Below are 22,813 nucleotides of genomic sequence, written 5' to 3' on the forward strand. Positions count from 1 at the left end.
GATGTTGCAGACTACAACATTGGTGATTCTGTTCCGTTCAAGCTGTATGGCACAATGCCGAGCACCATTGGCGACTATGAGCACTACAGATACATTTTCCACGATACGCTGGGCACACAGTTCACCGCTCCGGCTGTTGGGGATGTAACAGTAAAAGTTGATGGTAAGAATGCAGTTGGCGCAACAGTTGCGATTGCAGGCAACGAAATCACCGTTACATTTGCTGACATTAAGGATGGAAATACCATTACCGCAAGCAGCGTAGTAACAGTGGAATACAGTGCTGTTCTGAACAAAACCGCTCAGATTGGTTTGTCCGGTCAAGAAAACGCAGTAAAGTTGGAGTACAGCAACGATTCTTACTGGGATGGTTCTGGCACACCGACAACGAGCAAGACTCCGGAAGACAAGGTTATCGTGTTCACCTATGAACTGGATGTTACCAAGCAGGATAGCGTAACGGACAAGAAGCTGAAAGATGCAGAGTTCAATCTGAAGAATGCTGCTGATAAGTATGCAAAAGTTGATGAAAATGGTTATGTAACCGGTTGGGTTGATACGGTAGCAGAGGCTAGTGTCCTGAAATCGGATGCAAATGGTTTGTTCAAGGTAATCGGTCTGGATGACGGCACATATACCCTGACAGAGACCAAGGCACCGACCGGATATAACCTCCTCAATGCTCCGGTTACCTTGAAACTAGATGCAACCACAGCCAATGGTCAGAATTGGGATGTCTTCGATGCTACCAAAGCATTGACTGATTTGACTCTGACCGTAGATACTGGCGCTGCACAGCCTGCAAAAACACCGGGCGAAGGAGATTCGTTTGGTAAGTATGGCGTAGTTGAAACTACCGTTCTGAACACCTCCGGTTCCTCCCTCCCGTCCACCGGTGGCATCGGTACGACCATCTTCTACGTTGCCGGCGGTGTGCTGGTTGTCGGCGCTGGCGTGCTCCTCATCACCAAGAAGCGTGCAAAAGACGCCCAGTAACCGATTTTCTCGCATTTTTCCCGTTTTGATCCAATGACCGCAGCTTCTGTACGGCACAGACCTCCCGCTTGTCCGGTGCGCCCGGCACTTCGGCATGGGCAGTCTGCCGTGCAGAAGCCTCTGCGGTATTTACCCGAAATTACCTGAACATGTCTGCGCTGGCAGGCATTAGGGGGGACCCCATGAGCAGTACACCTCTTGCAGAACCGTCCTCCGCCAAAGGAGCTGTGGTTTCTGTATGAAGAAAAAACGAAATGTGATTTCAACCGCCATATTGGTCGTGCTGCTGCTGGTGGGGCTCTCCGTGATGCTGTACCCGACTGTCAGCGACTGGTGGAATTCCCGTGTCCAGACACGTGCCATCGCCACCTATAACCAGTCCGTCGAACAGATGGACACCGGCGACAAGGAACGCCTCCTCATGGAAGCGCACTCCTACAACGCCACCCTCTCTCACCTTACCGCCCCTTTCACCAACTGGGAGGATGCCGGAAACTACGGCAAAATCCTCGACATTAGCGGAACCGGTATCATGGGCTATATCTCTATCCCCAAGATTCAGGTGGAGCTGCCCATCTACCACGGGACAAGCGCCGAGGTGCTGAACGTGGCGGTGGGACACCTCCAGGGCTCGTCATTTCCCGTGGGCGGGGAGAACACCCACGCCGTCATCTCGGCGCACCGGGGACTGCCCTCCGCAAAGCTCTTCTCCGATCTGGACCAGCTGGTCGAGGGCGACACGTTCACCGTCACCATTCTGGATGAGGTGCTCACCTACGAGGTGGAGAAAATTTTCATCGTCAAACCCGACGAGCTTGACAAGCTCGCCATCATCCCCGGCGGGGATTACGTCACCCTCATGACCTGCACCCCCTACGGGGTCAACTCCCACCGGCTTCTGGTGCGGGCGCACCGGGTGGACACCGTCTACCCCCACAACGTCAAGGTGGCAGCCGATGCCGTCCAGCTGGATTCTATGTCCGTGGTGCCGTTTATCGCTGCACCGCTGTTCGTGGGACTGCTGGTGTTCTGGATCGTGAGCAGCAGACAGCAGAAAACACGCTCCCGCAGGGAGCTTCTCACAAAACTGAAAGAACCTGAGAAAAAGGAAGGTGACTGATCGATGACCCGAACGGCGCTGCATCGTTTTGGCGCACTGCTCTGTGCGCTGGGTGTCTGTCTGTGGCTGACGGCGTGCCTGCTGCTTCCGGCAACGGCGGAGGATACCCGTTCCAATTTGACACTGATCTGCAGGTCGGACCCCGTGACGCTCTCCGGCATGCAGTGGAATCTCTACCGTGTCGGCGCCCGCAGTGCCGACGGCAGCTATCAGCTGGAGGGGGATTTCGCAGGCGACCCCGTTTCCATGGAGCTGACCACCGCATCGGAAATGCAGACGGCAGCCGATACCCTCGAAAACTACGCCGTGCTGGAACAGCGCCAGCCCCAGTCCACCGATAAGACGGACGATTCCGGCTCGGTGACCTTTGGCGAACTGGAAAAGGGGCTGTACCTCCTTGCCGGCAAGATGGTTGTTTCCGGCGACAAGCGCTATATTCCCTCGCCGGTGCTGGTGGAGATCGCCGGAAAGCCGGAGGAGATGAACCTCCTCGCCTACCCGAAATTTCAGGTGCGGAAACTCCCCACCTCGGATACCATTCAGTATACCGTGCGGAAGGTCTGGAAAAACGACGAATCCCAGCCGCAGGATCGCACCGCATTCATCGATGTCGGACTCTATCAGGACGGCACACTGACGGACACAGTACGGCTGGACGAGAGCAACGGCTGGACGTATCACTGGTCGGCGGATGCGCTGGCGGACTGCCGGATTCTGGAGATGGATGTCCCCAAGGAATATACGGTGGTCTATCGCGGCAATGAAACCCAGTTCCTGATGATCAACACCCACAACAGCACCAAGGCTTCTACCATTACGCCGGAGAGCACCGTTGTGACTACGGAAACTACGACCATGGCGGTCACCTCCGCACTGGCAACTTCGCAGGTGACAGGCGACACGACAGCACCGGCAACCTCGTCTGTAACGGGCGGTGCTGCTGTGACTACGGTGCGCCAGACCGGAAACACCGCCGCCAGCAGCGGCGGAAAGCTTCCCCAGACGGGACAGCTGTGGTGGCCGGTTCCTGTGCTGGCGGGGGCGGGGCTGGTGCTGGTAGTCGTTGGCTTCCGGCTGCATTCGAAAAAGTAAGCGAGGATAGCGCATGAAAAACACACGTGGCTTGTGCTGGATTCTTGCAGGGGCAGTGCTGCTGGCAGCGGCGCTGTCCTTGTGTCTATACAATTGGTATCAGAGCATCCGCAGCGGGGAAACGGCGCAGGAGGTTCTGACGGTGCTGAAGGAGGAGCTGCCGCCGCTGACCACGGAATTGCCGGAGGAATTCGGCACAGGCGAAACTGCCGGCACGGTTACCGGCACGCAGCCCTCCGGAACGCCCTCCGGGGAACTGCCGGAGAAGGATTTGTTTCAGGAGTACGGCGTTTCCGAACCGCAGGAGGAAACGGTGCTCACGGTGTATGAGTACACGTATATTGGCATCCTCACCATTCCCTCGCTGGGCATCGAACTGCCGGTGCAGGACGAGTGGAGCTATCCCAACCTGAAGATCGCTCCCTGCCGGTACGCCGGAACGGTGGCGGATGGCAACCTCATTGTGGCAGCACATAACTACCGGTCGCACTTCGGGCGCATTGGGGAATTGAATTCCGGCGATGAGATTCTCTTCACAGAGTGCAGCGGTGCGGTGCACACCTACGAGGTGGTGCAGACTGACCTGCTGATCGGAACAGATGTTTCCGCCATGGCGGAGGGGGACGAGAACTGGGATCTGACGCTGTTCACCTGTACGCTGAGCGGTCAGAGCCGTGTCACAGTGCGTGCCGCAGAGAAAAAAGAATAGAAAGAAACCCTGTCAGCAGTGTAAGACCTGTTGACAGGGTTTTGCTTTAGAGCTTGTGTTCGTAGGAAATATATGCGGATTTTCGAGCATAATTTTGTTGCAGACAAGGCAAAAATACGCAGGATGCAGCAAAATTTGCCGAAAAGACACGCATATACGCTTGTGAAGACAGGTTCTTAGTGCAGGCAGTTCCGGTTGCGCCATTCTCTCGGGGGAATGCCGTAGATGTTCTTAAAGGCTCTGGAAAAATGCAGGGCGTTCTGATAGCCCACGGCGTTTCCGATGTCGCCGATGGAGAGGGAGGTCAGCTTGAGCAGCTCCGCCGCCTTTGCCATGCGGAAGTTGAGTAGAAATTCCTGCGGTGTCTTTCCGATGGAGTCCTTGAAGATCTTGCCGAAGTAGGTGCGGTTCAGTCCGCAGACCGAAGCAATATCCTCCACAGAGATGTTGTTCTGGAAGTTGTGTTCAATGTATTCCAGTGCCTCGTGGATGTAGAAATCCCGCAGCGTGCTGTTGCTCATGACTTTCAGCGCAGCAGCGGAACGCACCAGATAATCCAGAAAGAGATAGAGGTGTCCGATGAGGTGGAAGGGCGGGGCATCGCCGTGTTCAATGATGTGCAGCATCTCGCTCTTCATCTCTTCCCGCAGCTCCTTTTTGCGGGCGTGGTAGATGGGAGAGTCCAGCGAAAATCCGGCAGTCTCCAGCATTCCCTTGGCACGCAGTCCGTCGAACTCGATCCAGAGGTATTCCCATGGGGTCTGGTGGTCGGCGATGTACATGGTGACCTGTCCGGGGAAGATCATGAACCCCTGCATGCTCCGGACATTGTAGGTGATGGTCTGCCCTTTGGCATTGTCCGCCATAAGCGTTCCCATACCGGAGAGCACATAGTGGAACAGGAAGTGGTTTCGGCTCGCCGGCCCGAAAGAATGGGACGGCGCACAGCGTTCCATGCCGAACTGGAACAGCCCCAGATCGACGAAATTTTCGTTGGGAAATACGGAGAATATCAGGTCTTTCATTTGTAGCCTCCTGATGATTTTGTCAGTCATTTTTTATTTTGGGATATCCTTATTGTAATATTATACCATGAGATATCTCAAAATGCAAGGTGATTTTGCACTATTCTAAGAAAAATCGCAAAATGGTATAAATGTAGCGTTTTTCTGATATTTACAAGGCGCATTATGGATGGTATAATAAAATTACTCAAGTAAGACTGCAGCGAATTGACGTAAAAAAGGAGGAATTTTGCATGAACAAGCGAAAATGCGTTGCATTGGGAATGGCACTGGTTTTGACAGCATCTTCAGCTGTTCTGACTGGCTGCGGAAGTGACAAGACGAAAGACGGAAGAACAATCGTCACCATGCTCCAGTATAAACCGGAGGCGGTTTCCGCTTTTGATGAGATGGCAGAGCGGTTCAACGCTTCTCAGGATGAGATCTATCTTGAGATCGAATCGCCCAACGATGCCATGACGGTTTTAAAGACACGGTTTGTCCGTGAGGATTATCCGGATATCATCGGCATCGGCGGCGATATCAACTACTCCAACTTCTTAGATGCCAATATGTTTATGGACATCTCAGACTTTGACGGCATTTCGGACATCAAGCCGGCGTACATGGATATCGTCAAGGAGCTGGAGTTTATTCCGCAGGATGGCGTGCATGCGCTGCCCTACGTGGCAAACTGTGCCGGCATCCTGTACAACAAGGATATGTTCGAGGAAAACGGCTGGGAGATTCCGACTACCTGGAGCGAGTTCACAGCCCTTTGTGACACGATTTCCGAGAGCGGCGTTGCCTATCCGCTTTATATGGGATACAAGGATACCTGGACTTGTATGGCACCGTGGAACGCTCTTGCAGTCGGTCTGACACCCCCTGACGTTTGCAGCCAGGTGAACGCCGGAAACACCACATTTACAGAGCAATATGCTGAGGTCGCAGAGAAGGAAAAGGCACTGCTCCAGTATGCGGAGTCGAATCCCTACGCCTACAGCTACAACGATGCATGTACGGCATTTGCCCGTGGCGAGTCGGCAATGTTCCCCATTGGCAGCTACGCTGTTCCGCAGATCCAGTCCGTCAATCCGGACATCAACATCGACTCTTTCACTTTCCCTGCCAACGAGAACGCAGAGGACAACGTGCTGAACTCCGGCGTAGACCTGCTGTTCGCTGTCATGAAGGAGAGCAAGAACAAGGAAGCCGTTTATAAGGTGCTGGACTTCATGTTCCAGGACGATACCATCCAGATCTATCTGGACAACCAGAGTGCAGTTCCCTGTAAGGAGGGCGACTTCACACTCCCGTCGATTCTGGACGGCATGAAGCAGGACATCGACGACGGCAACATGGCAGACTTCCACGACCACCACTATCCCACTGAGATGAGTGTGGATGCGATGATTCAGACCTATCTGATGGATGATTCTGACAACGCCACCGAGAAATTCCTCAAGCGGTTCGACAAGGACTGGAAGCGCTACAATCGTGATCTGATCGAAAAGGTTCAGAAGTACGAGCAGGAAAAGGAGGGAAACTAAATGAAAGGCAGAAAAAAGATGTCCAATCGGGAACGGACCTTCCTGCTGATGATCCTCCCCGCATTGATTCTATTTGTCGCATTCAACACCATTCCGCTGATTACCGGTGCAATCTACAGCTTCACCAACTACCGTGGCTATGGTGATTATGATTTCGTAGGATTCCGCAATTACATCGACCTGTTCGGTGATGAGCGTGTCCGGAACTCCTATTGGTTTACATTTAAATATGCAGTTGTCGGAACCATTCTGATCAACTTCCTCAGCCTGCTGATTGCGCTGGGACTGAACAGCAGAATCCGCTGCAAGAGCCTGCTGCGGGGCGTTTACTTCGTCCCCAACATCCTCGGCGGACTGATTATTGGTTATATCTTCAGTTTCTTCTTCACCTATATCGTGCCGGCAATCGGCAAGGCTGCCCACATCGGCTTCCTGGAAAACAGTATCCTCGCCAGTGAAAAATACGCATGGATCGGCGTGCTCATCGTCGGCGTATGGCAGGCAGTCGCCATGAACACCATCATCTATATCTCCGGTCTCCAGACCGTGCCCACCGATATCTACGAGGCAGGCATGATCGACGGCGTGACCGGCTGGCAGAAGTTCTGGAAGCTGACGTTCCCTATGCTGCTGCCGTTCATCTCCATCAACCTGATTCTGAGTACCAAAAACATGCTGATGGTATTCGACCAGATCATGTCCTTGACCAAGGGCGGTCCGGCACAGAGTACCGAGTCAATTTCCTACCTGATTTATAACAACGGTATGGCAGGCGGCCAGTTCGGCTTCCAGAGTGCCAACGCCGTGATCTTCTTCATTGTCATTGTCATCTTTGCAGTGGTTCAGATGAAGTTGACGGGAAGAAAGGAGGAGCAGCTATGAGTATGACAAAGAAAAGACCGGGACGCACCAACGTTTTCCTGACCGTGCTGCTGTTCCTGGGATGCATTACAATTCTGTTTCCGCTGTATATGGCGGTAATGATCGCATTCAAAAGCCCCACAGAGATGACCAACGACATCGCCGGCGCACTGGGCTTCCCCAGCCACTGGAGCTTCAGCAACTTCTCCGAGGCAATGAAAGTCACCGACTTCTGGCACACTCTTGGAAACAGCTTGCTCATCACCGGCGCAACCATCGTGATCGCAATTCTGCTGCACTCCATGACCGGCTATGCCATCGGCAGAAGTATGGCTCGGAAAAAGGGCTTCCGCATGGTGTACTATTACATCGTCAGCGGTATGTTCGTTCCGTTTGCCATCCTGATGATGCCGCTGGTAAAGGAAACCGCAGTTTTGGGACTGGACAACCGTCTGGGTGTCATTCTCCTGTATGTGGTATTCTATATGCCCATGAACGTCATGCTGTATAGCGGCTATCTGAAAAATGTGCCCCTTGCACTGGAAGAGGCCGCAGACATTGACGGTGCTTCCGCATGGAAGACCTACTGGACAATTATTTTCCCGATGATGAAGCCCATGCACGCAACGGTTGCGGTTCTGACCGCACTGGGCACATGGAACGACGTTATGACCCCGCTGGTTATCCTGTCCAGCTCGAAGGGTACGACACTTCCGCTGGCGCAGCTGAACTTCCAGACCCAGTTCGGCACCAACTATAACCTGGCATTCGCTTCCTACCTGCTGGCACTGATCCCGATCCTGATCTTCTACATCTTCTGTCAGAAGCAGATCATCGGCGGCATCGCCAACGGCGCAGTCAAGGGATAAACAGCAGCATTTGATCCTCCTCAATCATTCGAATCCGACCGATTTCAGCAATCCCGTGCAGAACCGTTTTCTGTGCGGGATTCTCTGAAACTGATATTATGAAAGACAGGGTGTGTATGATGAAAAAACTGAACAACCAAATTATGCTGATTACCTATGCGGACAGCATGGGAAAAAATTTGAAGGAACTCCACACGGTGCTGAACCGGTATTATCACAACGCCATCGGCGGTGTGCATATCCTGCCGTTTTTCCCGTCGTCGGCAGACCGTGGATTTGCGCCCGTCACCTACGAAAAGGTGGACGAGGCGTTCGGCACATTTGACGATGTGGAAGCCCTCGGCGAGGACTACTACCTGATGTTTGACTTCATGGTCAATCACATCTCGGCGCACTCCGAGTATTTTCAGGACTTCTTACAGCACAAGGACGAGTCGCCGTACCGGGACTTCTTTATCCGCTATTCCTCCTTTTGGGAAAACGGCGAGCCCACACCGGAGCAGCTGGATCTGATCTATAAGAGAAAGCCCCGTGCTCCCTACATCGAGGCAGAGTTCGCCGACGGCACCACGGAAAAGATCTGGTGCACGTTCTGCGAGGAACAGATCGATCTGGATGTGGAAAAGCCCGCTGTCAAGGAATTCATTCGCCGGACACTGAAGAGCATGTGCCGTCACGGCGCAGCGGTGATCCGTCTGGATGCGTTTGCCTATGCCATCAAGAAAAAGGATACCAACTGCTTCTTTGTAGAGCCGGAGATCTGGGATTTGCTCCACGAAATCGAGGGCATTGTGCAGGAGGAACAGGCGGAGATTCTGCCGGAGATCCATGAGCACTACACCATCCCCATGAAGATTGCAGACAAGGGCTTCTGGATCTACGATTTTGCGCTGCCGGTTCTCACGCTGCACGCTCTGTTCAACCACACCGGCGTGTACCTGAAAAAGTGGCTGGAGCAGTGCCCCATGAAGCAGTTCACCACACTGGACACCCACGACGGCATCGGCATTGTGGATGTCAAGGACCTGCTGCCGGACGCAGAGATCGAAACCGTCAAGGAACAGATGTACCAGCAGGGCGCAAACGTCAAGAAGATCTACAGCTCTGAGGCGTACAACAATCTGGATATCTATCAGGTGAACACCACCTATTATTCTGCGCTGGGCAATCGGGACGATGCCTATCTGCTGGCACGTGCCATTCAGTTCTTTGCGCCGGGCATTCCGCAGGTGTACTATGTCGGTATGCTGGCAGGCAGCAACGACATCGCCCTTATGGAACGCACCAAGAATGGCAGAGATATCAACCGCCACTATTACACCAGCGAGGAAGTGGCAAAGGAGCAGGAGCGCAGCGTGGTACAGGATCTGAAGCGGCTCATGGAGCTGCGGAACACCCATCCGGCATTCGGACTGGACGGTGCCATTGCTGTAACGGCAGAGGGCGACCAGCTCACCATCACCAGAACCTGCGGCGATGCTCAGCTGACGCTCCACGCTGATCTCACCAACTATCGCTTTACCATTGACTAAAGGAGGAAATTACCATGCCGATTTTCGCAGAAGCGCAGGAAAGACTGTTTCGTATCCGGACCGCCCACACCGAGTATCAGATGTGCGCAGATTCCTATGGGGTGCTGAAGCACCTCTGGTACGGCGTACCGGTGGGACACAGCATGGACTATCTCCGGAAGTATCCGGATGTGGGATTTGCTGGAAACCTCTATGAGGCCGGAAATGACCGCACCTATTCCCTGAACACCCTGCCGCAGGAGTATGCCGGCGCAGGCGTGGGGGATTACCGCATCAGCGCTGCTAATGTCCGCCATGCGGACGGCAGCCAGGCGCTGGATCTGCGGTATCAGAGCTATGCCATCAAACCGGGCAAGTACAGCATTCCCGGACTGCCGGCAGTTTATGCCGATGCAGCGGATGCGGAAACGCTGGAGATCACCCTGCGGGATACCGCATCCGGCGTGGAAGTTGTCCTGCAATACGGCGTTCTGCCGGAACTGGACATCATCACCAGAAGCGCTGTGTTCCGGAATACCGGCGCATCCCCTGTGGTTTTGCAGAAGGCAGCCAGCTTGTGTCTGGACTTGCCGGACGGCACATGGGAGTGGATGCACTTCCACGGCAGACACGCCATGGAGCGGATGCCGGAGCGGACAGCGCTGTTCCACGGCGTGCAGGAGAGTTCCAGCGCAAGAGGCACTTCCAGCCATCAGCAGAACCCCTCTGCGGTTCTGTGTGCGCCGGACTGCACAGAGCAGAACGGCAGCTGCATCGGCGCATTTCTGATGTACAGCGGCAGCTTCCAGACACAGATCGAGCTGGATCAGCTGGATCAGGTGCGCCTGGTCATGGGACTGCATCCGGATTTGTTTGCATGGACTTTGCAGTCCGGCGAGGAATTCCACACGCCGGAGGCGGTATTCACCTATAGCGACAGAGGTCTGGCAGAGATGTCCCAGCGGTTCCACAAGGTGATTCGGGAGCATGTCTGCCGTGGCAAGTACCAGCTGGCAGAGCGTCCGGTGCTCATCAACAACTGGGAGGCGACCTACTTCGACTTCAACGAGGAGAAGATCTGGAGCATCGCCAAATCCGCCGCAGAACTGGGCGTGGATATGCTGGTGCTGGACGACGGCTGGTTCGGCAAGCGGGACGGCGACTGTTCCGGTCTGGGCGACTGGGACGTGAACGAAACCAAGCTGCATGGCGGACTGGGAAAACTGGTGGATCAGGTGCGCTCGCTGGGCATGCAGTTCGGACTGTGGTTTGAACCGGAGATGATCTCCGAGGACAGTGACCTCTACCGCAGCCATCCGGACTGGGCGATTCGCATTCCGGACAGAGCACCTATGCGTAGCCGGTATCAGCTGCTGCTGGACATGACCCGTCAGGAGGTACAGGACTATCTGTACGAGAAGATCAGCGGTGTGCTCCGCAGCGCAGCGATCTCCTATGTGAAGTGGGACATGAACCGCAGTATCAGCGACTGGTATTCCGCAACGCTTCCGGCAGCGCAGCAGGGCGAACTGCCGCACCGGTACGTGCTGGGACTGTATGCGCTGCTGGAACGCCTCACCGCAGAATTTCCGGACGTGCTGTTCGAGGGATGCAGCGGCGGCGGCGGCAGATTTGATGCCGGCATGCTGTACTACTGCCCGCAGATCTGGTGCAGCGATGACACCGACGCCTATGAGCGCACACGGATTCAGTACGGCACTTCCATGATCTATCCCATCTCCGCTGTTGGCTCTCACGTTTCTGTCGTTCCCAATCACCAGACCGGCAGAATCACTCCCATGGAAACCAGAGGCATTACGGCAATGGCAGGCAGCTTCGGCTTCGAGCTGGATCTGCAAAAGCTGTCGGAGGAGGACAAGAAAACGGCTGCGGCACAGATCAAGCAGTTCAAGGAATACGGCCCGCTGATCCACGGCGGCAAGTACTACCGCCTCAGCGATCCGTTCACGGAAAACAGCGCTTTCTGGAGCTTTGTGGCACAGGATGACAGTGAGGTTCTGGTACAGGGCGTGGTGTTCCGCACCGCTCCCAATATGCGCCGGAAGGCACTGCGTCTGGCAGGACTCTGTCCGGAGAGCCGATATCAGGATACGGCATCCGGCGAGATCTACACCGGTGCAGCACTGATGCACGGCGGACTGCTGCTGCCGCAGACATGGGGCGACTATTGTCCAGTGATGTTCCACCTGAAGAAAATTTTTGCTTGATTCTGAAAACGATAGATGTTATAATGGGAAGAGAAGTTCCCGTGAATCAATGGGAGGTCTGTTATGAAGTCCAATGCATGGATTCCGTCCATTCAAGACGGCAAATGGGATACCTATTTTCAAAAGCTGTACGGCGCAGATGCAGTTCCGGCGCAGCGTCAGCGCTACGTCCGTGCCATCCGGCAGTTTGTGCAAACATTTCCGGAACATGCGGAGTCCCAGATTTCCGTGTTCTCTGCGCCGGGCAGAACGGAGATCGGCGGCAACCACACCGACCACCAGCACGGCTGCGTTTTAGCGGCAGCCATTCAGCTGGATGTGGTGGCAGTGGTTTCATTTCGGACAGACCGAAAGCTGCGGCTTCAGTCGGAGGGCTATCCCATGGATACCATCGACCTGTCCCGGCTGGAAGCCCAGCCGTCGGAGCAGGGCACCTCTGCCGCACTGATTCGCGGCATTGCGTCGAAATTGGCGCAGAACGGCGTGCAGCCCTCCGGCTTTGATGCCTACACCACCTCGGCGGTGCTCACCGGCAGCGGGCTGTCCTCCTCGGCGGCGTTCGAGATTCTGCTGGGGACGATCTTCAACGAGCACGACAACGACGGCGCTATGACACCGGTGGCACTGGCACAGGCAGGGCAGTATGCCGAGAATATCTACTACGGAAAGCAGAGCGGTCTGATGGACCAGACGGCGTGCGCCTCCGGCGGTGTGGTATATGTGGACTTTCAGGACACGGCAAGTCCCAAGGTCACAGCCCACGCTGTGGATTTTGCCAGGTACGGCTACGCCATCTGCATCACCGACACCAAGGGCAGCCATGCTGACCTCACCGATGATTACACGGCGATTCCCACGGAGATGCGGCAGGTCGCAGCGCAGTTCGGACAAACCGAGCTGCGGGGCGTTTCAGAGGAGGCGTTCTATGCTGCCATTCCGCAGCTGCGCCGGAGCTGCTCTGACCGTGCCATTCTGCGTGCCATGCATTTCTTTGCGGAGAACCGGCGTGCCGGCGCACAGGCGCAGGCGCTGGAATCCGGGGATATGGCACAGTTCTTGACGCTGGTGCAGGAGTCCGGCGCTTCCTCGGCGGAGCTGCTGCAAAACCTCTATTCCGCCAGCAAACCTACGGCGCAGGAGATTCCCCTTGCCATTGCCGTCAGCAAGCGGCTCCTGGCAGGAGCGGGCGCAGTTCGTGTTCACGGCGGCGGCTTCGCCGGCACGATTCAGGCGTTTGTCCCGCTGGCGCAGGTGGCGATGTACACAAAGGCAATGGAACAGCTGTTCGGCGAGGGCAGCTGCTATGTCCTCCGGATTCGTCCGGTGGGCGGGGTTGAGATGAAGGAGGAGTTACAATGAGAATTCTGGTATTTGGCGGAGCAGGCTATATCGGTTCGCACACGGCGCTGGAACTGATTCGTGCCGGCGAGGAAGTCGTGGTTGCGGATAGTCTGGTGACCGGCTACCGGCGTGCAGTTCCGGAGGGCGCTGCGTTCTATCAGGGCGACCTGCACGACCGTGCATTTTTGGATCACCTGTTCGAAACTGAGAAGATCGACGCTGTTATTCATTTCGCCGCCTTTTCGCTGGTGGGGGAGAGCGTTTCCAACCCGCTGAAATACTACGACAACAATCTGTGCGGAACGAAAGTCCTGCTGGATGCCATGGTGGCGCACGGCATTGACAAGATCGTCTTTTCCTCCACGGCAGCCACCTACGGCGAACCGGAGCATGTGCCGATTTTGGAGAGCGACCGCACCTGCCCCACCAATCCCTACGGCGAAACCAAACTCGCCATGGAGAAGATGTTCCACTGGACGGGGCTGGCGCACGGTCTGCGCTATGTCTCCCTGCGCTATTTCAACGCCTGCGGTGCCGATGCCAGCGGCAATATCGGTGAGGCGCACAATCCGGAGAGCCACTTGATTCCGCTGATTCTGCAAGTGCCCAACGGCAAGCGGGAGTCCGTTTCTATCTACGGCACAGATTACGATACACCGGACGGCACCTGCATTCGGGACTACATCCATGTGACTGATCTGGCGCAGGCGCACATTCTGGCGGTGCGCTATCTGGCGGAGGGCGGTGCAAGCGATATCTTCAATCTGGGCAACGGCATCGGCTATTCTGTCCGTGAGGTGATCGAAACCGCACGCAAGGTGACGGGGCATCCCATTCCGGCGGTGGAAACACCCCGCCGTGCCGGCGATCCGGCTCGTCTGGTGGCATCCAGCGAAAAGGCAAAGCGTGTGCTGGGCTGGAATCCGGTGCACGACAGCTTGGAAGAGATCATTTCCAGCGCATGGAATTGGCACAAGAACCATCCCGACGGATATGCAGAAAAATAATAAATGAGGGGGTAGCGCAATGATTTGTCAGGAAATTCAGAACTTGCTGGCGTATGCGATCCGCACCGGACTGATTCAGCCGGAGGACGAGATCGTGGTTCGGAACCAGCTGATGGACGTGCTGCATGTTGCAGCGTGGGAGACATCGGAACCGGCGGAGGATTCCCGCAGTGTGGACGAGATTCTGGCGAAACTGGTGGACTATGCCTGTGAACAGGGTCTGATCGAAAACACCAGCGGTATGCGGGATCGGTTTGACACCCGTCTGATGGGCTGCATGACACCCTATCCCAGAGAGGTGCAGCGGACATTTCGGGAGAAATACGACGTTTCTCCCCAGACGGCGACCGACTGGTATTTTGCCTATAACCAGAATGTGAACTACGTCCGTGCCGGCAGAATCGCCAAGGATATCAAGTGGACATATCCCTCGGAATACGGCGTGCTGGACATCACCATCAACCGCTCCAAGCCGGAGAAAGACCCGCGGGACATTGCAGCTGCCCGCACGCAGCAGGCGGTTTCCTATCCCAAGTGTCAGCTCTGTCCGGAGAACGCCGGCTTTGCCGGAACGGCGACCCATCCGGCACGGCAGAATCTGCGGCCGATCAGCATCCGCATTCATGACGAGCCGTGGCAGCTGCAATATTCCCCCTACGGATACTACAACGAGCACTGCATCGCTTTCAACCAGAAGCACGTCCCCATGAAGATCGACGCAGCGGTGTTCGAGAAGCTCTTTGATTTTCTGGATTTCCTGCCCCACTACTTCATCGGCTCCAACGCCGATCTCCCCATTGTGGGCGGTTCGATTCTGAGCCACGAGCATTTTCAGGGCGGTCACTATACCTTCGCCATGGCAAAAGCACCGGTGGAGCAGCACTTCACCCTGCCGGATTATCCCACGGTAAACGCCGGCATTTTAAAATGGCCCATGTCTGTCATCCGTCTGGAGAGTCAGGACCGGACGGCGCTGGCAGCAGCGTGCGATCTGGTGCTGGAGCACTGGCGGCGCTACAGCGATCCGGAGGCGTTCATTTTTGCGGAAACCGATGGAACGCCCCACAACACCATCACTCCCATTGCCAGAATGTGCGGTGATACCTATCAGTGTGATCTGGTGCTGCGCAACAACATTACCACAGAGGAACGCCCGCTGGGTGTCTACCATCCCAACCCGTCCCTGCACCACATCAAGAAAGAGAACATCGGCTTGATCGAGGTCATGGGGCTGGCAGTACTGCCGGCACGTCTTGCCACGGAGCTGGAGGTGCTGCGGAAGTCTATGCTCACCGGCGCTGATCTGACTGCGGACAGCCGGACGGCATCCCACGCTGTATGGGCGCAGGAGGTTCTGGCACGTCATCCGGAATTCTGCGCAGAAAATGCGGAGTCGATTCTCCAGCAGGAGGTGGGCGCTGTGTTTGAACAGGTGCTGTGCGATGCCGGCGTATTCGCCCGCAATGCAGAGGGCAGCGAGGCGTTCCGGCGTTTCCTGTGCACCCTGAAGTAATCACTCATCTATCATAGAAACAAACAAGAGCCGGACAGGTGCGCCAAAAGCTGCGCCTGTCCGGCTTTTCTCTGGAGTGGGGACTTTTTGGAAAATACGGCAAAGAAAAATCACGCAACCCCGAAAAGTACGGAATTACGCGATTTTCTCAAGTATATTTACTTGGCGCAGAAAGAGGGATTTGAACCCTCGCGCCGGTTTCCCGACCTACTCCCTTAGCAGGGGAGCCCCTTCACCACTTGGGTATTTCTGCAAAACCTATTCTAAAACGAAAACATTGTATCAATGTGTCGTAGCGCTTTCAATGGCGGAGAGGGTGGGATTCGAACCCACGGTTCCTCTCGGAATCACTGGTTTTCAAGACCAGCTCCTTAAACCACTCGGACACCTCTCCAGACTGTGTCAAACAGCTTTTTTATTATACAACAAAGTTTGGACTTTGTCAAGCAAAAATCGAAAAAAGATTCTCAAAATTTGAATTTCTTTGAAAAGGAAAGAAAATACCTGTATCTTGCAATATAATTGATTGTATGCGGTTTGGATTTACAATCGGATTTGCAAACAAGGCTCCCCTGAAAGGGGAGCTGGCAGTGCGTAGCACTGACTGAGGGGTCTCCACTTATGCCGAAAACGTCATAAAAAGATTTTACGAAAGAACCTCCCCACCCCGTGGGGAGTCACCCCTTTCAGGGGAGGTTATCATGAAAATTGATTTTCGTGCAGCCACGTCAGGACACCTTGCTTTTTTTCCGGAAATCGCTTATAATAAAAGAAACCAAAAAGAAACCAAACGGGGAGGACGTGCAGCAATGTTATATCGATATACCTTGGATACGCCGGCGGAGGATTTCTGTCCCATTACGGCACAGGTGCAGGGCGCTGTGGCGGAGAGCGGTGTGCAGGACGGCATCTGTCTGGTCTACTGTCCCCACACCACCGCCGGAATCACCATCAATGAAAATGCCGATCCGGACGTGGTGACGGACTTGCTGCTGGCATACCGGAAAGCGTTTCCGGATCGGCCGGAGTTCCGCCATGCAGAGGGAAATTCCTCGGCGCACGCCCGTGCTTCCGCTGTGGGAAGCAGCGCCATGATTCCGGTGAAAAACGGCAGACTGGTGCTGGGTACATGGCAGGGTGTTTATTTCTGCGAGTTCGACGGGCCGCGGCGGAGAACCTTTCTGGTCACCGTGATGGAAGCGCATGAGAAGGGAGCGAATGTGTGATGGATATGGAAAAAGTACAGCAGCTGCAGAAGAAGATCAATGCAGCTCACCGCATTGTGTTTTTCGGCGGAGCAGGTGTTTCCACCGAGAGCGGGATTCCGGACTTCCGCAGTCAGGACGGCTTGTATCACCAGCAGTACGATGTACCGCCGGAAACGATTCTCAGCCGCACCTATTTTGACCGGCATCCGGCAGAGTTCTACCGGTTCTACCGGAACAAGATGATCTGCCTGACGGCAAAGCCCAACGCCGCCCACAAAAAGCTGGCGGAGCTGGAACAGGCGGGGCGTCTGCTTGCCGTTGTGACGCAGAACATCGACGGGCTGCACCAGATGGCCGGCAGCCGGAATGTGCTGGAACTGCACGGCAGCGTGCACCGGAACATCTGCCGGAGCTGCGGTGCGGTCTACGATGCGGAATGGGTGATGATGACAAACGGCATTCCCCATTGCGACAAGTGCGGCGGCATGGTGAAACCGGATGTGGTGCTGTATGAGGAGTCGCTGTCGGAGGACGTGCTGACCCGCTCCATTTCCGCCATTGCCAGCGCCGACCTGCTGATCGTGGGCGGAACCTCGCTGGTGGTCTATCCGGCTGCCGGACTGCTGCGGTATTTTCAGGGGGATTCGCTGGTGCTCATCAATCGGGATGCTACACAAATGGACAAGATGGCAGATCTCTGCATACGGGATGCCATTGGTGCAGTGATGGAACAGATTCAGGTTCCGGAAAAGGAGGCGTGAGAAATGCGCATGGTCATTCAACGGGTGAAGCACGCCAGCGTGACAGTGGACGGCGAGATCACCGGAAAAATCGGACAGGGCTTTCTGGTGCTGCTGGGCATCGGGCCGGACGACACCGAGGAAATTGCAGAAAAAATGGCGGACAAGATGATGCGTCTGCGGATCTTCTCCGACGAGAACGACAAGATCAACCGCTCCCTCTCCGATGTGGACGGGGAACTGCTGCTGGTATCCCAGTTCACCCTGTACGCCGACTGCCGCAGGGGCAACCGTCCCAGCTTTGTTCACGCTGCACCGCCGGCACAGGCAGAGGCGCTCTACGAATATTGCAAGGCGTACTGCCGCCGGACGATTCCGGTGGTGGAGTCCGGTATCTTTGGGGCGGATATGCAGGTAGAGCTGCTGAACGACGGCCCGTTTACTGTGGTGCTGGATTCCGACGAGATCGTGAAATGAGCTTTTCCAGTCCGGCGTGCCGGCAGAGCAGCAGAAGTCCCAGCAGATTGGGCAGCGCCATCAGACCGTTTGCAATGTCGGAGAGTGCCCAGACTGTGGGAAGTGCGATCATGGCACCGGCACCGGCAGCTGCGCAGAACATCAGCCGGTAGGGCAGAAGTCCCCGTGCGCCGAGAAGATAGTGCACCGCCTGTTCTCCGCAGCAGCACCAGCCGATCATGGTGCAAAAGGCGAAGAGCGCTGTGACTACTGCCATGATCTGCGGTGCAAAGCTGCCGAAGATGCCGGAGAATGCGGCGACGATTTGTTCCGTGTCGCTCAAACCGGTCTGGGCAGCACCGCTGGTGAGCAGGGCAAGGGCGGTGAGGGTACAGCAGACCAGCGTGTCGAGCGCCACTTCGGTCATGCTCCACAGTCCCTGCAGAGAGGCATCCTTGGAGTCGCTGCCGGCGTGTACCAGCGCACTGCTGCCGAGTCCGGCCTCGTTGGAGAAGATGCCCCGCCGGAGTCCGGTTTCAATGGCGCTGCGGAGCATGGCGCCGGAGATGCCGCCGCCCACGGCACGCATGCCAAAGGCGCCACGAAAAATGGCACGGAATGCCTCCGGCAGCGCTGCACTGTGGCGGAGGATGACGGCGAGCGCTGCCAGCATGTATCCGGCTGCCAGCAGCGGCATGAGCCACTGGAGCACACTGCCTGCGCCACGCACCCCACGGAGCAGGATGCAGCCCAGCAGAACGGCGATTCCGGCGGCAATGCCCCACACCGGCAGGGGAAAAGCATCCTGCAACAGGGTGGAGATGGCGCTGCTCTGGGTCATATTCCCCATGCCGAATGAGGCGAGGATGCAAAAGACGGCGTAGAGAAACGGCAGAACCCGGCTGCCCAGCCCGAAGCGCAGGTATGCCATAGGGCCACGCACTGCTGAGCCGTCGGGACGTGTGCCGGCGTACCGCACGGCGAGGACATTCTCCGCATAGGTCAGCATCATGCCCAGCAGCGCCGAGATCCACATCCAAAAGATGGCGCCGGCACCGCCCAAACAGAGCGCACCGGCAACGCCGATGATGTTTCCCGTGCCCATGGCAGCGGCGAGGGCTGCGGAAAAGGTCTGGAACTGCGTCAGGGCTGGGGCGTTGCCCGCCGAATCGGCGGATGCTGCGGATTTGCGCAGGCTGCCAAATGTGCGCCGCAGAATGGTGCGCCAGCCATGCAGCTGGAAGAACCGGCTCTTCCAGCTGAGCCACAGCCCGGTGCCCAGAAGCAGCACCAGCATGCCGGGGCCCCAGAGGAAATTTTGCACGTGAGAGAGAAACTGCTGCATAATGCCTCCTGGTCTGGTGAAACGAGGTGTGAAAATTTGATTTACATAACGGGTGATACCCATGGGGATTACGATGACTTTCAGTACCGTCTGCGCTCCCTCCCTGTGGGCAGCGGGGATACGGTGATCGTGTGCGGTGATTTCGGCTTTGTTTGGGAGGAACCGCAGGAGGGAGAGCTTTTGTCGAAGCTGGCGGAAATGCCGTTTTCCATCGCTTTTGTGGACGGCAACCATGAGAACTTCGACCTTTTGGAGATGTATCCCGTTGTTTCATGGAACGGCGGGAACGCACACCGCATTGCCGGCAATATCTTTCACCTCATGCGGGGACAGTGCTTTACCATCGAGGGAAAGATATTTTTCACCTTTGGCGGTGCATACTCTGTGGACAAGGCGTTCCGTGCGGAGGGGCGGAGCTGGTGGCATCAGGAAATTCCCGGCAGCGAGGACTACCGGACAGCCAGACAAACGCTGGAGTCCTGCGGATACGCCGTGGACTACGTGCTGACGCACACCGTTCCGCAGTCGGTCATCCATTGCCTTGGTCTGGTGCCGGATGCCCACGATGCGGAGCTGACGGGGTATCTGGAATGGCTGTATGAAACGCTTTCGTTCCGCATGTGGTACGCCGGACACTTTCACGTGAACCGGCTGGTGCGGGAAAAGGTACAGATTCTGTACGATGAAGTTGCAGCCATCTAGCCCTTGTCGAAATTCGGGCATTTCCGGCAGGACTTCTGCATAAGATATGGCGTTCGCTCTTGACGCATCCGGCTTCTGCGGGTATAATAATCTATATCATACATAGGGAAGGAATATGACAGGCTTTTTCGGGAGGGAGGATTGCGATGAAACAATATACCGCAGACCGTCAGGCACAGCGTGTGCTACAGGCTGCAACACCGATGGCGGCGGCGATTCTGCTCTTTCTCATCTGGTACTTTCTGGCGATCCTGCCGGATTGGCTCTTGTGGACGCTGACCGTGCTCCTGCTGCTGGCTGCGATTCTGATGGCAGTGCTGCTGATTCCCATGTGGTTCAATACCGTTTCCTACACGGTGTCTGCCACGCATATCACCAAACGCTGCGGGATCATATTCCTGCGGGAGCAGACCATGCGGACACAGGCGCTGCAATACTGTACCATTCTGCGTGCGCCGTTCTCCCAGAAGACGGGGCTGAACTTCATTCCGCTCCACGCCTATGGCGGAACGATCCTGCTGTCGTTTTTGCGGCGGGAGGATGCGGAGGAGATTCAGGTGTTCCTGCAAAATACGGTGTACAACCGCCCGCAGTCTGTGCAGGCATCGGAATGAGGAGGGACGCATGCTCATACACGACCCGCCGGAAAAAACGGCTTATCACGAACACCCCATCAAGATTCTGCGATACAGTGCCAAGAACCTCTGGCTTCTGATCTTTCCGCTGCTGCGCAGTCTGCGGTTCTACCCGTTCTCCCTGCAAAACTTTGTGGAGTGGGGTGCCGGCGCATGGTTTGACCTGCTGGTGGCGCTGCTGATTCTGGGGTTTGGTGCGCTGCGCTGGTACTGCTGCAGCTACCGCTTCGATGCGGTTTCCATCCGTGCCTACAGCGGTGTGTTTGTCCGGCAGGAAACCGTGATTCCCTGCGCACGCATCACCGCAACGGTGGAGGAACACCCCTTTTACCTCCGCCCGTTCCATGCGGTACGGCTTCAGGTGGATACGGCAGCAGGGGCGATTCCGGAGGCGGATATGCGCCTGATGCTGCGGGTGCGGGATCTGCACCAGCTGCGCAAAAACGTGCCCCTGCTGCAAAATGACAGTCAGGACACCGTCGCCTATCATACCTCGCCCTGGCGGGTGATGCTGTTCTCCGCCCTGTTTTCCAGCAGCTTTTCCGGTGCCGTTTACATCGGCATGCTGTTCGTCCAGGGCGGACGGATCTGCTCCGACCTGCTGGAACAGTTTCGGGCGCAGAAGCTTTTGGAGGATGCCACAGACCGTGCGGCGGCGGTGTTCCGTGGTGTGCCGCGAGTCGCCATTACCATCGGTATTCTGATTCTCGCCCTGTGGCTGATCTCCTTTGTGCAGAACCTGCTGCGGTACGGCAGATTCCGCATCCGCATCGGCAGCGAGTATGTGTCGGTGCACTCCGGCATCCTGACCAGACGGCGGTATCACCTTCAGAATAGTGCCATGATCTTCTCCGACCTCCGGCAGAATCTGGTGATGAAGATTTTTGGGATGGTGTCGCTGCACATTCGGTGTCCCGGCTACGGAAACCGCTGGGATACGCTGCCGGTGCTCATTCCTCTGATGCGGAAGCCTGTGGCGCAGGAGTTCCTGCAAGAGGTGCGTGCGGTGGAGAACATGAAAGAACCGTATCTGAAAGCATCCTCCCGTCTGCGGTTTTTCTGGTCGTTTTTGTGGCAGCCGCTGTTCTGGCTGGCTGGCGTTCTGGCGGCACGTGTTCTGGCGCTGCTGCTGTTTCCGAAATTTCACGCCATCATCCGCTTTTTTGCGGTGATGCTGGTGATTCCGGCACTCTGGATGCTGCTGGTGCGGGCGGTTTCCCTGCGGTCGCAGTACATCGCCATGGATGAGCGGGCGGTGCGGTTTCACTTCAGCCGTGGCTTCACCTTTCATACCATTACAGTCAGCCGGGAACGCATCGTGCGGATCGAGATGGTGCAGACGGTGTTTCAAAAGAAGAATCACGTCTGCCACCTGTTTTTGGTGTGCAACGGCACACGGCAAGAACGGTATAAGCTGACGGCGCTGCCGGAGGCGGCTGCACGGCGAATCGTGGCGGAACTTGCCGGATGAGCATCCGTGCAAAGTTTCTAGGACGTTTCCGCTTTTCTATCGGTTCGTTGTGAAAAAAGCAAATTTTTCAGAAATGGCATTGACAAAGAATCCAGAAAATCGTATAATAAAACTATGTATTTGTTGTGCGTTGCTTTTGGCAGCCCCGCATGAAGCCTGCTGGATGGCTTTGCACGGTGCTGCTTTTGAAAAAGGCGGAACGATCAGACCGCCATTTTTTCCAAACAGATAAAATTTGGAACGGAAAACACGGCGGAACGGCTGCTGGTAACCCACAGTGGTTCCGTCCGGTTTTGTATTCTCTGCGGCCGGAACCGCCGCAAAAAATGATGGATCATACGAGCGGGCGGCAAGGATATCGCCGGACTGACTCGATGTTATAAAAGCCTTTTCGTGCATCTTTCCCGAGCGCGCAGTCTGCGCACATCCGGATGCACCGGCAGGCATTAAGA

At 56.0% G+C, this 22,813-nt stretch carries 22 protein-coding genes and 2 tRNA genes; 19 read left to right on the forward strand and 5 right to left on the reverse strand.

What is annotated here, in order from left to right; all coding sequences use genetic code 11:
- The 4 genes from QZL66_RS04100 to QZL66_RS04115 all read left to right on the forward strand — a co-directional run.
- Nucleotides 1–996, forward strand: a 996-nt coding sequence (locus tag QZL66_RS04100; protein ID WP_293601847.1) for an isopeptide-forming domain-containing fimbrial protein, incomplete at its 5' end; no start/stop codon positions are given.
- Nucleotides 997–1,234: 238 nt separating this feature from the next.
- Nucleotides 1,235–2,116 carry a class C sortase gene (locus QZL66_RS04105; RefSeq protein WP_022410477.1) on the forward strand — a complete coding sequence of 294 codons (882 nt, stop codon included), beginning with the start codon at nt 1,235–1,237 and terminating at the stop codon, nt 2,114–2,116.
- A gap of 3 nt (nt 2,117–2,119) precedes the next feature.
- Nucleotides 2,120–3,208: a Cna B-type domain-containing protein gene (locus QZL66_RS04110; protein WP_022410478.1), complete on the forward strand. Its 1,089-nt coding sequence runs from the start codon at nt 2,120–2,122 to the stop codon at nt 3,206–3,208.
- Between the two features lie 13 nt (nt 3,209–3,221).
- Complete coding sequence (locus tag QZL66_RS04115) at nt 3,222–3,917, forward strand: sortase (protein ID WP_022410479.1); 696 nt, start codon at nt 3,222–3,224, stop codon at nt 3,915–3,917.
- A 176-nt stretch (nt 3,918–4,093) separates the two neighbouring features.
- Here the strand turns inward: QZL66_RS04115 and QZL66_RS04120 are convergent, their stop codons facing one another.
- Complete coding sequence (locus QZL66_RS04120; protein ID WP_022410480.1) at nt 4,094–4,942, reverse strand: AraC family transcriptional regulator; 849 nt, start codon at nt 4,940–4,942, stop codon at nt 4,094–4,096.
- Between the two features lie 233 nt (nt 4,943–5,175).
- On the opposite strand from QZL66_RS04120, the gene QZL66_RS04125 reads away from it, so the two are divergent.
- The 9 genes from QZL66_RS04125 to QZL66_RS04165 all read left to right on the forward strand — a co-directional run bounded on the left by QZL66_RS04125 (nt 5,176) and on the right by QZL66_RS04165 (nt 15,989).
- The gene (locus QZL66_RS04125; protein WP_022410481.1) at nt 5,176–6,474 is read left to right on the forward strand and encodes an ABC transporter substrate-binding protein; all 1,299 of its coding nucleotides are present in this window, start codon (nt 5,176–5,178) and stop codon (nt 6,472–6,474) included.
- Nucleotides 6,475–6,492: 18 nt separating this feature from the next.
- Nucleotides 6,493–7,356 (forward strand): carbohydrate ABC transporter permease, encoded by an 864-nt coding sequence (locus QZL66_RS04130; RefSeq protein ID WP_367180796.1) that lies wholly within the window; start codon nt 6,493–6,495, stop codon nt 7,354–7,356.
- On the forward strand, nt 7,353–8,204 hold the full coding sequence (locus QZL66_RS04135) for a carbohydrate ABC transporter permease (protein ID WP_022410483.1): 852 nt from the start codon (nt 7,353–7,355) through the stop codon (nt 8,202–8,204). Before QZL66_RS04130 ends, QZL66_RS04135 begins: the two co-directional genes overlap by 4 nt.
- Nucleotides 8,205–8,323: 119 nt before the next feature.
- Complete coding sequence (gene gtfA, locus QZL66_RS04140) at nt 8,324–9,736, forward strand: sucrose phosphorylase (protein WP_022410484.1); 1,413 nt, start codon at nt 8,324–8,326, stop codon at nt 9,734–9,736.
- Nucleotides 9,737–9,750: 14 nt separating this feature from the next.
- The gene (locus QZL66_RS04145) at nt 9,751–11,943 is read left to right on the forward strand and encodes an alpha-galactosidase (protein ID WP_022410485.1); all 2,193 of its coding nucleotides are present in this window, start codon (nt 9,751–9,753) and stop codon (nt 11,941–11,943) included.
- A 63-nt stretch (nt 11,944–12,006) separates the two neighbouring features.
- Nucleotides 12,007–13,302, forward strand: coding sequence for a galactokinase (locus QZL66_RS04150; protein WP_022410486.1), 1,296 nt, complete (start codon nt 12,007–12,009; stop codon nt 13,300–13,302).
- A complete protein-coding gene (galE, locus tag QZL66_RS04155) occupies nt 13,299–14,291 on the forward strand; it encodes a UDP-glucose 4-epimerase GalE (protein WP_022410487.1) in 993 nt (330 codons plus the stop codon). Before QZL66_RS04150 ends, galE begins: the two co-directional genes overlap by 4 nt.
- Nucleotides 14,292–14,310: 19 nt before the next feature.
- A complete protein-coding gene (locus QZL66_RS04160; RefSeq protein WP_022410488.1) occupies nt 14,311–15,804 on the forward strand; it encodes a UDP-glucose--hexose-1-phosphate uridylyltransferase in 1,494 nt (497 codons plus the stop codon).
- A gap of 38 nt (nt 15,805–15,842) precedes the next feature.
- On the forward strand, nt 15,843–15,989 hold the full coding sequence (locus QZL66_RS04165; RefSeq protein WP_293601848.1) for a hypothetical protein: 147 nt from the start codon (nt 15,843–15,845) through the stop codon (nt 15,987–15,989).
- Here QZL66_RS04165 and QZL66_RS04170 read toward each other — a convergent pair.
- Together QZL66_RS04170 and QZL66_RS04175 are read right to left on the reverse strand one after the other, a co-directional pair.
- Nucleotides 15,968–16,057, reverse strand: a tRNA-Ser gene (locus QZL66_RS04170). The two genes, QZL66_RS04165 and QZL66_RS04170, sit on opposite strands and share 22 nt — an antisense overlap.
- Before the next feature lie 52 nt (nt 16,058–16,109).
- Nucleotides 16,110–16,198: transfer RNA gene (locus tag QZL66_RS04175), tRNA-Ser, on the reverse strand.
- A 415-nt stretch (nt 16,199–16,613) separates the two neighbouring features.
- Between QZL66_RS04175 and QZL66_RS04180 the strand changes: the two genes are divergently transcribed.
- The 3 genes from QZL66_RS04180 to dtd are packed head-to-tail and all read left to right on the forward strand — an operon-like array spanning nt 16,614 to nt 18,229.
- The gene (locus QZL66_RS04180; RefSeq protein WP_022410489.1) at nt 16,614–17,030 is read left to right on the forward strand and encodes a secondary thiamine-phosphate synthase enzyme YjbQ; all 417 of its coding nucleotides are present in this window, start codon (nt 16,614–16,616) and stop codon (nt 17,028–17,030) included.
- A complete protein-coding gene (locus QZL66_RS04185; protein WP_022410490.1) occupies nt 17,030–17,773 on the forward strand; it encodes an NAD-dependent protein deacylase in 744 nt (247 codons plus the stop codon). Before QZL66_RS04180 ends, QZL66_RS04185 begins: the two co-directional genes overlap by 1 nt.
- A gap of 3 nt (nt 17,774–17,776) precedes the next feature.
- Nucleotides 17,777–18,229 (forward strand): D-aminoacyl-tRNA deacylase, encoded by a 453-nt coding sequence (gene dtd / locus QZL66_RS04190; protein WP_022410491.1) that lies wholly within the window; start codon nt 17,777–17,779, stop codon nt 18,227–18,229.
- Here the strand turns inward: dtd and QZL66_RS04195 are convergent.
- Entirely contained in the window at nt 18,192–19,553 is a 1,362-nt protein-coding gene (locus QZL66_RS04195) for an alanine/glycine:cation symporter family protein (protein ID WP_022410492.1), read from the reverse strand. The two genes, dtd and QZL66_RS04195, sit on opposite strands and share 38 nt — an antisense overlap.
- Nucleotides 19,554–19,589: 36 nt before the next feature.
- On the opposite strand from QZL66_RS04195, the gene QZL66_RS04200 reads away from it, so the two are divergent.
- The 3 genes from QZL66_RS04200 (at nt 19,590) to QZL66_RS04210 (ending at nt 22,361) form a co-directional block, all read left to right on the forward strand.
- Complete coding sequence (locus QZL66_RS04200) at nt 19,590–20,255, forward strand: metallophosphoesterase family protein (protein ID WP_022410493.1); 666 nt, start codon at nt 19,590–19,592, stop codon at nt 20,253–20,255.
- Between the two features lie 146 nt (nt 20,256–20,401).
- Nucleotides 20,402–20,869, forward strand: coding sequence for a PH domain-containing protein (locus QZL66_RS04205; protein ID WP_022410494.1), 468 nt, complete (start codon nt 20,402–20,404; stop codon nt 20,867–20,869).
- Nucleotides 20,870–20,879: 10 nt separating this feature from the next.
- Nucleotides 20,880–22,361: a PH domain-containing protein gene (locus QZL66_RS04210; protein ID WP_022410495.1), complete on the forward strand. Its 1,482-nt coding sequence runs from the start codon at nt 20,880–20,882 to the stop codon at nt 22,359–22,361.
- A gap of 36 nt (nt 22,362–22,397) precedes the next feature.
- Here the strand turns inward: QZL66_RS04210 and QZL66_RS04215 are convergent.
- Nucleotides 22,398–22,813 (reverse strand): hypothetical protein (locus tag QZL66_RS04215; RefSeq protein ID WP_293601849.1); only part of this gene is annotated, 416 nt, incomplete at its 5' end.

The organism is Ruminococcus sp. CAG:330, assembly GCF_000437175.1.
Taxonomy (GTDB): Bacteria; Bacillota; Clostridia; order Oscillospirales; family Ruminococcaceae; genus Ruminococcus_C.